The 13,784-nt window shown below is 43.4% G+C and carries 7 protein-coding genes; all 7 read left to right on the top strand.

The genetic code is table 11. The annotated features are described in order from the left end of the window. Positions 1-6 precede the first annotated feature (6 nt). Positions 7-4,848 carry an NAD-glutamate dehydrogenase gene (locus AC3CHU_RS08645; protein WP_488524364.1) on the top strand — a complete coding sequence of 1,614 codons (4,842 nt, stop codon included), beginning with the start codon at positions 7-9 and terminating at the stop codon, positions 4,846-4,848. Positions 4,849-5,226: 378 nt separating this feature from the next. Next, entirely contained in the window at positions 5,227-6,237 is a 1,011-nt protein-coding gene (gene pyrD, locus AC3CHU_RS08640) for a quinone-dependent dihydroorotate dehydrogenase (RefSeq protein WP_139686079.1), read from the top strand. 273 nt (positions 6,238-6,510) lie between these two features. Continuing rightward, positions 6,511-7,059 (top strand): cell division protein ZapC, encoded by a 549-nt coding sequence (locus AC3CHU_RS08635; RefSeq protein WP_004733648.1) that lies wholly within the window; start codon positions 6,511-6,513, stop codon positions 7,057-7,059. A gap of 558 nt (positions 7,060-7,617) precedes the next feature. Then, positions 7,618-9,738: a bifunctional 23S rRNA (guanine(2069)-N(7))-methyltransferase RlmK/23S rRNA (guanine(2445)-N(2))-methyltransferase RlmL gene (gene rlmKL / locus AC3CHU_RS08630; protein ID WP_102483440.1), complete on the top strand. Its 2,121-nt coding sequence runs from the start codon at positions 7,618-7,620 to the stop codon at positions 9,736-9,738. 67 nt (positions 9,739-9,805) lie between these two features. Continuing rightward, positions 9,806-10,024 (top strand): glutaredoxin family protein, encoded by a 219-nt coding sequence (locus tag AC3CHU_RS08625; protein WP_004733650.1) that lies wholly within the window; start codon positions 9,806-9,808, stop codon positions 10,022-10,024. Continuing rightward, positions 10,002-11,918 carry an ABC transporter ATP-binding protein gene (locus AC3CHU_RS08620; RefSeq protein WP_017094071.1) on the top strand — a complete coding sequence of 639 codons (1,917 nt, stop codon included), beginning with the start codon at positions 10,002-10,004 and terminating at the stop codon, positions 11,916-11,918. The genes AC3CHU_RS08625 and AC3CHU_RS08620 overlap by 23 nt, the downstream gene beginning before the upstream one ends. A 9-nt stretch (positions 11,919-11,927) precedes the next feature. After that, positions 11,928-13,655: a DUF3466 family protein gene (locus AC3CHU_RS08615; protein ID WP_488524363.1), complete on the top strand. Its 1,728-nt coding sequence runs from the start codon at positions 11,928-11,930 to the stop codon at positions 13,653-13,655. Positions 13,656-13,784 lie beyond the last annotated feature (129 nt).

Below are 13,784 nucleotides of genomic sequence, written 5' to 3'. Positions count from 1 at the left end.
GTGACTATGACCGCACGTGAAACTGTGGTTCCAGTTTTACTTGAAAAAGTGTACAAACTGATTCAAGACAAACTTGACCTTGCTCATCGACCTCTCGTAACTCAACTTGCTCAACACTTGTTTAGTAACGTTTCTCACGACGACCTGACTCAGAGAAACGAATCCGATTTATACGGTGCTGTAGTTAGTTTATGGCATCACATCAATGAAAAGAAAGCCGACGAAATCTCTGTCCGTGTTTTTAACCCGACAGTAAGTCGCCAAGGCTGGCAATCTACTCACACTATCGTCGAGATAGTGGTACCAGATAGCCCATTCCTCGTTGATTCTGTAAAAATGGCATTAACTCGCCTCGACCTCTCTTCTCATCTTATGCTTCACAACCCAACACAAATCTCCCGTTCAGATAAGGGAAGTGTTGTTGGTGTCAGTAACAATGAAGGTGCATTCCAATCGCTTTTCCATATTGAGGTTGACCGTCTTAGTAGCAAAGCTGAAATGACAGCGCTTAAAACCGAGCTGCTGGATATCTTTACCGATACTGGCCTTGTTGTTAATGACTGGCTACAAATGGTAGAAAGACTTGAAGAAGTAACCAATCAAGTTGAACAGCAAAAAGAGACGATCCCAGTTGATAGCCAGCGTTTTGATGAAACTCTGGCGTTCCTTCGTTGGTTAGGCGAGCACAACTTTACGTTTATGGGCTACAAGGAATATGACCTTGTTTCTGTAAATGGCGACACGGAACTACAACCTACCAAGGAGCAAGGCCTTGGTTTGTTCGCAAATTCAGATCGTGTACGCAACGTTAAGCTGTCTGAGTTTTCTGACTCGGCACGCTTAGAAGCAAAAAAACCGTATGTATTGATCGTAACCAAGGGCAACACGGCTTCACGCATTCACCGCCCAGCTTACAATGATTACATCGGTATCAAGAAGTTTGATAAAAACGGCAAGGTTATTGGTGAGCACCGCTTTACGGGTCTTTACACTTCTGCCGTTTATAACCAAACCGTTGAAACCATCCCTCTAGTTCGCGAGAAAGTTGAGCGTATCTTAGATGCAAGTGGTTACCGTAAGGGTTCATACTCTTACAAAGCTCTGCACAACATTCTTGAAAACTACCCACGTGATGAACTGCTTCAAGCTCGAGAAGAGGAGTTACTCGAAGTGGGTACGGGTGTAGTACAAATGCAAGATCGCGACCTTCTGCGTTTGTTCGTTCGAAAAGACCCGTTTGGCCGTTTCTTCAGCTGTATGGTTTACGTAACAAAAGATCGTTACAACACCGAGCTTCGTCGTCAAACCCAGCGCATCTTGAAGCAATACTTCGGTTGTGAAGAAGAAGTCGAATTCACGACATACTTCTCTGAAAGCCCACTGGCAAGAACGCACTATATTGTTCGTGTTGATAACAACAACATGGATGTGGACGTGAAAACAATTGAGCAAAATTTAATGGAAGTATCGTCTACGTGGGATGACCGCCTGTCTGAATCAATCGTTGCTAACTTCGGTGAGAGCAAAGGTCTTCCGTTATCTAAAGAGTACATGCGTGCATTCCCACGTTCGTACAAAGAAGACATGATGCCTGGTTCTGCGGTTGCAGACATCGAGCGTCTAGAAGCACTAAGTGAAGACAACAAACTTGGCATGCTTTTCTACCGTCCTCAAGAAGAGGCGGCAGATTCTAAAGCTGTTCGTTTGAAACTGTTCTACCACAGTGATGAGCCAATTCACCTGTCTGATGTTATGCCAATGCTTGAAAACTTTGGCCTGCGCGTTATTGGTGAATCACCTTATGAAGTGCGCAAGACCAATGGGGTGACTTATTGGATCCTTGATTTCTCGATGCTTCATAAGAGTGACAAGACGATTGATCTTCGTGAAGCTCGCGATCTATTCCAACAAGCTTTTGCTGCGATTTGGGCGGGTGAGTTAGACAGTGATGGTTTCAACCGCTTGGTATTGGGTGCAGGTCTTTCTGGCCGTGAAATCTCAATCTTACGTGCATATGCGCGTTACATGCGCCAAGTTGGTTTCCCATTCAGCCAACAATACATTGAAGACACATTGTCTCATTACCCAGATCTAGCGAAAGGGTTAGTGAGCTTATTCGGCAAGCGTTTTGACCCTAAATTGAAAGGCAGCGCGAAAGGCCAACAAGATCTTATTAAGAAGATCACTGAACAGTTGGATCATGTGGAAAGCTTGGATGATGATCGTATCATTCGTCGTTACATGGAAATGATCACAGCAACGCTTCGTACTAACTACTATCAGTTAGACGACAACAAACAATCTAAACCTTGGTTGGCTCTGAAAATGAGACCAAGCGAGATCCCAGATATCCCAGCGCCGGTTCCTGCGTTTGAGATTTTCGTTTACGCACCAGACATTGAAGGTGTGCATCTACGTGGCGGTAAAGTCGCTCGTGGTGGTTTGCGTTGGTCAGACCGTCAAGAGGATTTCCGTACTGAGATTCTAGGCCTAGTTAAAGCACAGCAAGTTAAGAACACAGTCATTGTACCGGTTGGTGCAAAAGGTGGTTTCGTTTGTAAGCGTCAGCACACGATGTCTGGCCGAGACGAGATCTTCGCTGAAGGTCAACGTTGTTACAAGCGCTTCATCCGTGCACTACTAGATGTATCAGACAACATCATTGAAGGTGAGGTTATCCCACCGAAGAGCGTTGTTCGTCATGATGAAGATGATCCGTATTTGGTTGTTGCCGCCGATAAAGGTACCGCAACGTTCTCAGATCTAGCAAACTCAGTATCTGCTGAATACAACTTCTGGTTAGGCGATGCATTTGCCTCTGGTGGTTCTAACGGTTACGACCACAAAGCCATGGGTATCACCGCGAAAGGTGGTTGGGAATCTGTTAAGCGTCACTTCCGTGAAATGGGCATCAACTGTCAAACAACGGACTTTACCGCTATCGGTGTCGGTGATATGGCGGGCGATGTATTTGGTAACGGCATGCTGTTGTCTAAGCATATTCGTATGCAAGCCGCGTTTAACCACATGCATATCTTCATCGATCCGAATCCAGAGTCAGCATCAAGCTGGGTAGAGCGTGAGCGATTGTTTAATCTGCCTCGCTCAAGCTGGGAAGATTACAACAAAGACCTGATTTCTCAAGGTGGTGGCATCTTCTCTCGTCGAGCGAAGTCTATCTCTCTGACGCCTGAAATTCAGAAAATGCTAGGTACTAAGAAAGCATCAATGGCACCGAATGACTTGATCAAAGCGATCTTGTCTATGCAGGTTGATCTTCTTTGGAATGGCGGTATCGGTACTTACGTGAAGTCTTCAAACGAGACTCACACAGATGTAGGTGACCGTGCAAATGACGTGCTTCGTATCGATGGCCGTGACCTGAAAGCTAAGGTTGTTGGTGAAGGCGGTAACTTAGGTATGACTCAACTGGGTCGTATCGAATACGCACTAACGGGGGGCCGTGTTAATACCGACTTCGTTGATAACGTTGGTGGTGTTGACTGTTCGGATAATGAAGTAAACATTAAGATCTTCTTGAATGGTTTAGTTTCTAACGGTGATCTAACCGTTAAGCAACGTAACCAAGTGCTTGAATCGATGGAAGATGAAGTTGGTGAAATCGTACTAGACGACGCATATTGCCAAGCTGAGTCTATTTCGGTTACTGAGCATCAAGGTGTTGGCTTAGTAAAAGAGCAAATCCGCTTCATCCACACTATGGAAAAAGCAGGGTACTTGGATCGTGGTTTGGAATACATCCCAGATGACGAAACATTGCTTGAGCGTGAAAAGCAAGGCCAAGGTCTAACAAGACCAGAGCTTTCTGTACTTGTCGCTTACGGTAAAATGGTACTTAAAGAAGATCTTGTTAGTGATGATATCGCTAATGATGAATTCCATGCCCAACAGCTTATGCAATACTTCCCAACAGCGTTACGCCGTAACTATTCTCAGCATATGGATAACCATCCACTACGCTCTGAAATCATTGCGACGGCACTGGCTAACCAAATGGTTAACGAGATGGGTTGTAACTTCGTTACTCGTCTGCAAGAAGAGACGGGCGCAAATATCGTTGATATTGCCAATGCATACGCGGCATCACGTGAAATCTACGGTCTTGGCAAAGTTCTGAAGAGCATCCGTGAACTGGACAATGTTTCAAGTTCTGAAGCTCAATACGAATTGATCTACCATGTTCGCCGTACACTTCGTCGCTTGGCTCGTTGGCTGCTAAGAAACCGTACCGGTAAACAGTCAGTGAAAGCATTGATTGAACTTTACCAAGGTGATGTTCTTACTATCACAGAGAAACTGGATGAAAACCTGGTGGCTTCTGAAGTAGAAGAGCATAACGCAATGGCACAGCTATGGATTGACCAAGGCGTTAACGCTGAGTTGGCTAATTCAGTCGCGCGTTTGTCTAGCTTGTATTCAGCACTGGATATATCCACAGTGGCTCGTGAAACAGGTAAAACGGTACAACAAGCGTCTAAGCTTTACTTCAACCTTGGCGACCGTTTGTCTCTGCACTGGTTCTTGAAACAAATCAATGGCCAAGCAGTCGACAACAACTGGCAAGCGCTGGCACGTGCAGCATTCAGAGAAGATCTGGATTGGCAGCAACGTCAGCTAACTGGCCAAGTGCTTAACTGCGGTTGTGCTTCAGATCTTGATGTGATTAAAGCGCTTGATGATTGGATGGAAAGTAACTCGGTTTCTTTACATCGTTGGGAAAGCATCTTGAACGAATTCAAAGTAGGTTCGGTTCATGAGTTTGCCAAGTTCTCAGTAGCACTGCGTGAATTGATGCTATTGAATCTAAACTGCATGTCGACAGACTAGCGATTAGATAAAACGAAAGACACAAGGGCAGGCCATAAGGTCTGCCTTTTTCGTTTCTATAAAGTGGCATCAATAGGTCTAACGATTTTTGACGGACCCACTTCGACGGACACCTTGTTTGTTGTTAAAAGAGCGGATGGCTGTAATATGTTAGAGACTAGAGACTAGAGACTAGAGACTAGAGACTAGAGACTAGAGACTAGAGACTAGAAATGAGTAAACTGACTGCAGAAACGATAACGTTTGCTTAATAAAGAACCTCATTCGCTAACAAACTCGATTATCTTACCCTTACAGACAGTAATAGATTGAATAGTTGGGTAAATAAGTAAATAATATCGCCCCGTTTACACGGGGCTTTTTTCTATCGGAGGCACAATGCTCTACCGTCTAGCCAGAACTGGCTTTTTCCAACTTGATGCCGAAAAGGCACATGATCTTGCAATTCAAAATTTCAAACGCTTCACAGGCACTCCTATTGATCTTTTGTATCGCCAACAATTACCTAATCGACCTGTAGAATGCATGGGTCTTACTTTTAAAAACCCAGTTGGCCTAGCTGCCGGCCTAGATAAAAACGGCGAATGTATTGATGCATTTGGCGCAATGGGTTTTGGTTTCGTAGAAGTAGGAACGGTGACTCCTCGTCCACAAGCGGGTAACGATAAACCTCGTTTATTCCGTCTTGTTGAAGCTGAAGGTATCATCAACCGCATGGGGTTCAATAACCTAGGCGTCGACAACCTTATTGAGAACGTTAAGAAGTCGAACTACGACGGCATCTTAGGTATCAACATCGGTAAGAACAAAGACACACCAATTGAAAAGGGCGCTGAAGATTACTTGATCTGTATGGAGAAGGTATATCAATACGCTGGTTATATTGCTGTGAACATCTCTTCACCAAATACTCCTGGACTTCGTTCTCTACAATACGGCGAAGCTCTAGACGATCTATTGTCTGAACTTAAAGCGAAACAATCTGAATTAGAAGAGAAGCATGGTAAATATGTTCCTCTTGCTCTTAAGATCGCGCCGGATCTAAGTGATGACGAAATTAGCCAAATTTGTGAATCATTGATCAAAAATAAGATCGATGGTGTGATCGCAACAAACACAACATTGGATCGTTCAATCGTTGAAGGCATGAAACATTGCGATGAAGCGGGTGGCCTAAGTGGACGCCCAGTTCAATCTCGTAGTACGGAAGTAGTTCGTAAACTTCACGAAGAACTTGGTGACGCATTACCGATCATCGGGGTAGGTGGTGTTGATTCGTATGTTGCTGCAAAAGAGAAAATGATGGCAGGCGCGAAGCTTGTACAAGTTTACTCTGGTTTTATCTACAAAGGCCCTGGTCTGGTAGGCGACATCGTTAAAAATTTATAGCCCCCCGAAAACCAGAGCTTTTATAAACCCAGTACTTATAAACCCAGAGCTTATATAAACAGAGTTATCAAAAAGATTTGGTTATCTTAGGAAAGTTATAATTTGGCATCGTCTTACTAAAAGAGACACTGTAACTCACTGAGTTGTAGAGAAAAGCAATAAGAAAGAGGAATTCATTTCCTCTTTTTTTTTGCCTATCGCACAGTAAAATTACTGTAATTGAAGGTAATTTTGCGTTTTACCTAATGGAATGGTTCAACAGTGTGAGACGAAATGATGCTTAAACCTAGCGATACATGGAGTTGGTATTACGATGAGCAGCAATGTTCATTGATGCTAAACCTCGGAGAGGATATGATTTTTAAAACGAATCTGGTCCGCAATAAGCTGGTGGACTGCGCTTTTAAAGATAATGAATTCACTGTTGATGATGCATCTTCCTACCAAACCTTCAAAGAACAAATTTCTGGCTTAGAACTGTCTGAGCCACGACAAGCTGAGCTTGCACTTTATTGTGTGGCTGCAAAGCGTTTCCATAAGCCTGTGCAGCCTAAAAGCTGGTTCTTCGACTCACAAGGCGCTGGCCATGAATATCCTCAAGAAGGGGATATTGTACAAATGAATAACGAGCATAGTCTTGGTTACTTCATTGTATTAGAAGTAGGAGAGTGTGCGAGCTTATGTGCATTTGTAGACTTAGAAGAGTTCCTGTTAACGCCTTCAAAAGGGTTACGCTTTGGAGACTCGATTAAAGTCATGCACGATAGAATGACTGACGCAAATGCCATCCTTCATCAAACGCATATTGCGATGGTGGGTTAATCTCTAATCTCTAACCTAGAGCATCACTAGAGCATCACTAGAGCATTATTTCACCCAACCATCGCTACGAATAAACCTGTAATACCTTCCCCATAATCGGCTTAATAGCCGATTTTTTTGTGCCTAAAAAAGCCTATCTCAATAAATACGACGTAGTTCATTCATTTGAATGACGTTGTTCACTTATTTAATTTGTAAAAAACGTATCTTTTTTAACCTCAATTTCGACCGATTCTCTTATTATCGATGGTGGATTTCCTCTGTTTATTCCCTGTTTGGGGTCTTTTGTTGCTAAATTTCAACCTAAATTTACCTCTGGTATATACCAGCTTTAGGATGAATATAAATGCACTTAATGATTTAAGCCTATCGATGAGTGTTATTTCTGTGAGATTGAGAGTTGTTGTGTTGTAAGGGGATGCGAGTAAGCGATCGCTTCATGACTGACCATTTGCTAAGCAGTTAGTAGAAAGATTCAATGAAAAGACGAGTTTAGTGTGATGCTCTAATAGCAAATTCAGGTATAATCGAGCTCATTTTTATCAATAAAAGAACACTATGAATCAATATCTAGCGGTTACCTCAAATGGCCTTGAGAATTTATTAGTTGAAGAACTAACCCAACTAGGGATTACAAACGCAAAACCTGTTCAAGCAGGTGTTAAATTCAAAGCCACCAATGAGCAAATTTATCGTTGTTGTTTGTGGAGCCGTTTGGCTTCTCGATTTGTACGTGTCCTTTCAGAATTCACTTGTATGGATGACATGGATCTTTACCTATCGACCACTGCGGTTAACTGGGTAAATCAATTCCATAGCACCAAGCGTTTCGTTGTTGACTTCAATGGTACGAACAACGAAATCCGTAATAGCCAATACGGTGCGATGAAAGTAAAAGATGCCGTTGTAGATTGCTTCGAGAAGAAGTCTTTACCGCGCCCATCTATTAGCAAAGAAAATCCAGATATTCGTATTCACGTTCGTCTGCATCGTGACAAGGCGATCCTTGGTGTAGATATGGTAGGCAGTGGCCTTCATCAACGTGGCTACCGTCCAGAATCCGGTCGCGCACCATTGCGTGAAACTCTTGCTGCAGCGATTCTTCTTCGTAGTGGCTGGGATGCAACCAAACCTTTCCTAGATCCTATGTGTGGTTCAGGTACGTTAGTAATTGAAGCTGCGATGATGGCTGCAAACATGGCACCTGGTGTGAAACGTCAGAAATGGTGTTTTGAATCACTAGAAGATTTCGAACCTGAGCTTTGGGCTGAAGTTAAAGCTGAAGCGAACGTTCAAGGCCGTCGTGGCGTTAAGAAAGTAGAATGTAAGTTCTTCGGTTATGATAATGACGAACGCATGATCAAAACGGCGCGTGACAATGCACGTCGTGCTGGCGTTGAAGAGTTGATTGAATTCGAAGTAGGTGATGCTGCAAAGCTTAAACGTCCTACAGAGTTCAATGATGGTGTGATTGTGTCAAACCCGCCTTATGGTGAGCGTTTAGGTACAGAGCCTGGCTTAATTGCACTGTACACAGCATTTGGTGCTCAACTGAAGGCTGAGTTTGGCGGTTGCAACGCTTCTATCTTCTCAAGTTCTGATGAATTACTTAGCTGCTTGCGTATGCGTGCAGATAAACAGTTCAAATTGAATAACGGTGCGTTACCGTGTCACCAGAAGAACTACTCAATTTCAGACCGTCCTATGTCTGAGCGTCCTACTGGCGAGCAAGAGCAGCTGATTGCTCCTGATTTCGCGAACCGTCTTAAAAAGAACATCGGCAAAATCGGTAAGTGGGCTAAGAAAGAGCAGCTAGATTGCTACCGTATCTACGATGCTGACTTACCAGAATACAATGTAGCGATTGACGTATATCCGGGTCACCTTGTGATTCAAGAATACGCAGCACCTAAAGATGTGCCGGAAGACAAAGCTAAGCGTCGCTTAACCGATATCATCCGTGCTTCTATCCAAGTGACTGGCGTTGAAGCGAACAACGTCGTGCTTAAGGTTCGTCAGAAGCAGAAGGGCCGTTCTCAATACCAGAAGATGGCTCAAGACTCTTCGAACCTAGAAGTAAACGAATATGGCGTTAAGCTGATTGTTAACCTTCATGACTACCTAGATACAGGCTTGTTCTTAGATCATAAGATCACTCGTCGTCGTATTGGTGAGATGGCTGGTGGTAAAGACTTCTTGAACCTGTTTGCTTACACAGGCAGTGCTTCTGTTCATGCTGCAGTCGGTGGCGCTCGCTCTACAACGACTGTAGATATGTCGAACACGTATCTTGAGTGGGCAAAAGAGAACATGGAGCTGAACGGCCGTGTTGGTCGTCAACATCAATTCGTTCAAGCTGATTGCTTACAATGGTTGGCGAAAGAGCAAGGATCTTACGACTTGATCTTTATTGATCCACCGACGTTCTCAAACTCTAAGCGTATGGATCAATCTTTTGATGTTCAACGTGACCACATCCAGTTGATGGAAGATTTAAAGCGTCTTCTAAGAGAAGAAGGCACGATTGTGTTCTCTAACAACAAGCGTCATTTCAAGATGGATATGGAAGGTCTGGAAGAGCTGGGTCTTAAAGCTCAGAATATCTCGTCTAAGACGTTACCTCTGGATTTCTCTCGCAACAAGCACATTCATAACTGTTGGTTGATTACTCATAAGTAATTAAGAGATTGTATAAGGATATATAGTGCTGACTCTCTACAGTACAGAAGGGTGCCATCTATGTGAGATGGCATTCAAACTCACGGAACAGCTGAATATAAGTCATCAGATCAATGTGGTGGATATCGCATTGGATGATGAGCTCTTCTCCCGTTACGGGGTCACTATTCCGGTACTCAAATTTGAAAGCTCTGACTTGTCTAAACACTCAGAGCTTAACTGGCCTTTTGGCTTGTTAGAACTTAACGATTGGTTAAAGAAGAATGGCATTACTTACAATTCATAATGGGCAATTAGCGTTTGGCGATCACCCATTATTAGACGGTGCGGATTTCGCACTGCAAGAAAACGAACGTGTGTGTTTGGTTGGCCGTAATGGTGCAGGTAAATCAACGTTGATGAAGATTTTGTCTGGCAACATCATCATGGATGACGGCAAGATGCAGATCACACAAGACGTGGTTGTATCTCGTTTAGAACAAGATCCACCGCGTAATGAGCAAGGTTCTGTTTACGAATACGTCTCGGGTGGTTTAGCTGAGGTAGGTGAGTTGCTTAAGGAATACCACAACTTACTTGATGTGATTGCAGAAGATCCTAGCGAAAAGAATTTAAACCGCCTGACTCGCGTTCAAGAAAAGTTGGATCATGCGAATGCTTGGCGTTTTGAAGATCGCGTAAGTAATGTTCTTGCTGCACTTAAACTAACAGCAAATACCAAACTGACGGAACTGTCAGGTGGTTGGCAACGTAAAGCTGCACTTGCACGTGCGCTTGTATGTGACCCTGACGTATTACTGCTTGATGAGCCTACCAACCACTTAGATGTAGCAACGATCGAATGGTTAGAAGCTTTCCTAAAAGACTTCCGTGGTTCAATCATCTTTATCTCGCACGACCGTGCTTTCATCAAATCAATGGCTACACGCATTGTCGACCTTGACCGTGGCAAGCTAAGTTCTTTCCCTGGTGACTATGACAACTACTTGCTAGAGAAAGAAGAAGCACTACGTGTTGAAGAGATGCAAAACGCAGAATTTGACAAAAAGCTAGCGCAAGAAGAAGTTTGGATTCGTCAAGGCATCAAAGCGCGTCGTACGCGTAATGAAGGCCGTGTTCGTGCTCTTAAAAAGCTTCGTGAAGAGCGTCAAGACCGTCGTGAAGTACAAGGTAAAGCGAATATCCAAATCGATACGTCTGCACGTTCAGGTAAAATCGTATTTGAAGCAGAGAACCTTAACTTTGCATTTGAAGGCAAAGAGATCGTTACAGACTTTAGCTTCAACATCATGCGCGGCGATCGTATCGCACTTATCGGGCCAAATGGTTGTGGTAAGAGTACGGTTCTTAAACTGCTTCTTGATCAACTTAAACCTGATTCGGGTCGCTTGCATTGTGGTACTAAGCTGGAAGTGGCTTACTTCGACCAATACCGTGAAATTCTAGACCCTGAGAAGTCGGTGATTGATAACCTGGCTGATGGTAAGCAAGAAGTAACCGTAGGCGGACGTGAGCGTCATGCACTGAGCTACTTACAAGATTTCTTGTTCTCTCCTAAACGTGCTCGTACCCCTGTTAAAGCACTGTCTGGTGGCGAGAAAAACCGATTGTTATTAGCTCGTATTTTCCTTAAATCGAATAACTTGTTGATTCTCGATGAACCTACCAATGATTTAGATATCGAAACATTGGAACTTTTAGAAGATTTGCTTGCCAACTATGAGGGTACGTTGCTTCTCGTGAGCCACGATCGTCAATTCGTTGATAATACGGTAATGACGAGTTGGATATTTGAAGGTAACGGTGTAGTTGAAGAGTTTGTTGGTGGTTACCACGATGCTCAGAAACAAAGAGCACAAGCACTTGAGTATCGTCAGGTTGAAAAGCCAGCAAAGACTGACAAAGTTGTTGAGGAAACTCCCAAAACTGCGCCAGTTAAAGCTAAACCTAAGAAGTTATCGTATAAGCTACAAAGAGAACTAGAAGCGCTACCAATGCGTTTAGAAGAATTGGAAACTCAAATTGAAACTCTTCAGGAAGAAGTCAACGATCCAAGCTTCTTTTCAAAATCTGTAGAGCAGACACAACCAGTATTAGATAAGCTATCTGCAGCAGAGCAGGAGCTTGAAGTTGCTTTTGAGCGCTGGGAAGAGCTCGAGGCACTACAACAGGAAAGTTAAGACGTAATAATGACTTGTACTAAATTTAAATTAACAACAGTTGCAGCATTAGTTTTTGTTGCAACTAATGCCAACGCTGCGCTTTATGACGTAGTTGAAGTCAAAACTTCGATTACTGGTGCATCTGAAATCTTTGGTGTTGCGATAGAGCCAGCAGCGTTTCCTACAGTAGCTCAAGATCTCACAGCTACCTTAGGTTGTTTTGGTGGGGATAGCATTGATGGCAAGGCATGTTCATCATATGTATTAGCTGGTGAAACTCGCGATACTCTTGAAGCTGTAAGTTATCGTGAAGAAGTTCCTTTCGCAATGGACGCACCGTTCCAATATATTCAAGAGTTCGATGATTTTGAAAACTATTGTTACCGAGAGTTAAGATATTCTACCTGTGAGAGTTGGGCTCAAAATCGTTGGAATGATACATGGAGTAAGGAAAGAAACGACCTTACTTACGTTAATGCGAAAGCCTTTGTTGAAGGTGGGGATACATTCACGGATCGAAATACGGTCATTAACTCACTTTTTGTGAACGATGCATTAACTGTCGAGCCTTTGGGTGTTAAATCAAAAGACGGTATCCGTAACAATGCTCTTCATACTGCTTCAGTAGCTCCTGAGGGTTCTTCGGAAACTCGAGCATGGCGTGCGATAAAAGCGAGTAACGGCAAAGTTTACAATGTAGGTAGTGTATCTGAGGAGTTTAAGCCGACAGATACTTCTGAACCAGATAAGGCCTTTGCCTCTAAAGCCGCGATTTGGGATGGCACCACAACAAAACCAATCGCTTGGATAAGAAGTGGCAATGCTCAACAAGGAGACTATTTTGCTCAAGGCAGTATGCGCTCAATTGTTGAGTCGAACTCTGTTTTTTACGGTGTAGGCTATAACACCGCAGATGGTAATGGTGACCTACAAGACATGAATGCAAGTGTTTTTGTGAGTAGCTCATTAGATCTTGATACTGCAACATGGACTACTACACAGATTAGTGGTGCAGAAGTTAAATCTGGTTCATCGAATGACGATGCAAGATACAGTAACTCTGTAGCGACCGATATTAACGACAACTTGTTTGCTGTTGGTTATTCCAAACGTAACGGCTATGTACCTGAGAGCGGTAGTGCAGGTAACAAGATTTTCGTTGTAACGGATGCTAAAAACCCGACTGCAACATACTTGTCTGGTGGTATCTTCTTTGGTGGTGCTAGTGGTGAAGCTAAAGCCGTCAATAACTTCAATGAGTTTGTGGGTCAAATTGATGCCGAAACAACTCGTGAAGTAGATGGTAGTGAGCGTCGTCATCGAGGTTTTATTTATCCGTATCAGACGACTGGTACTGATGCATCAAGAATAGCGTTGTTTGAGAGCAAAGCTTGGTGGTTAGATGATCTAACGAATGATGGCAACGCTTCTGGAGAAAACAACAAGTTTCGAATTATTGACGCTTCAGGTATCAACGATGCAGGTGTGATCTCAGCAACAGCTATCAAGTGTACCGTTGGTGGAACAACACAACCATACGATACAACGTCACATAACTCATATTGTGGTGGCGCTGCATCTAATGCAGTCGAAGAGGTTGTTGCTGTTAAGTTGATTCCGATTGCTGGAGCTAGCAAAGCAGATATTCAAACTCGTAGCGCTGACTCAGAGAAAGTTGATCGTCAAGGCGGTAGTCTAGGTTGGTTAGGTTTGACTGTACTTGGTCTGTTAGGGTTCCGTAGAAAATTTAAATAATTTTATCTCTTGAGCCCGAGTTCACAATTCTGAACTCGGGCTTTTTTTCGCCTTGAGAAAAGTTCAAAAGTGATCGATTCTTAAAATTGGAGTCAACAAAACTCCACGAAGTTGTAATCATTGTATGTT

Source organism: Vibrio sp. QJM3NY_39, assembly GCF_057785895.1.
Note: the sequence above shows the minus strand (reverse complement) of the source record. Positions and strands in the feature narration are given on the sequence as shown.

Bases quoted from the DNA above. Each gene is read 5' to 3' on its own strand.
- AC3CHU_RS08645 (WP_488524364.1), top strand. From the start codon at position 7: ATGACCGCACGTGAAACTGTGGTTCCAGTTTTACTTGAAAAAGTGTAC.
- pyrD (WP_139686079.1), top strand. From the start codon at position 5,227: ATGCTCTACCGTCTAGCCAGAACTGGCTTTTTCCAACTTGATGCCGAA.
- AC3CHU_RS08635 (WP_004733648.1), top strand. From the start codon at position 6,511: ATGATGCTTAAACCTAGCGATACATGGAGTTGGTATTACGATGAGCAG.
- rlmKL (WP_102483440.1), top strand. From the start codon at position 7,618: ATGAATCAATATCTAGCGGTTACCTCAAATGGCCTTGAGAATTTATTA.
- AC3CHU_RS08625 (WP_004733650.1), top strand. From the start codon at position 9,806: ATGGCATTCAAACTCACGGAACAGCTGAATATAAGTCATCAGATCAAT.
- AC3CHU_RS08620 (WP_017094071.1), top strand. From the start codon at position 10,002: ATGGCATTACTTACAATTCATAATGGGCAATTAGCGTTTGGCGATCAC.
- AC3CHU_RS08615 (WP_488524363.1), top strand. From the start codon at position 11,928: ATGACTTGTACTAAATTTAAATTAACAACAGTTGCAGCATTAGTTTTT.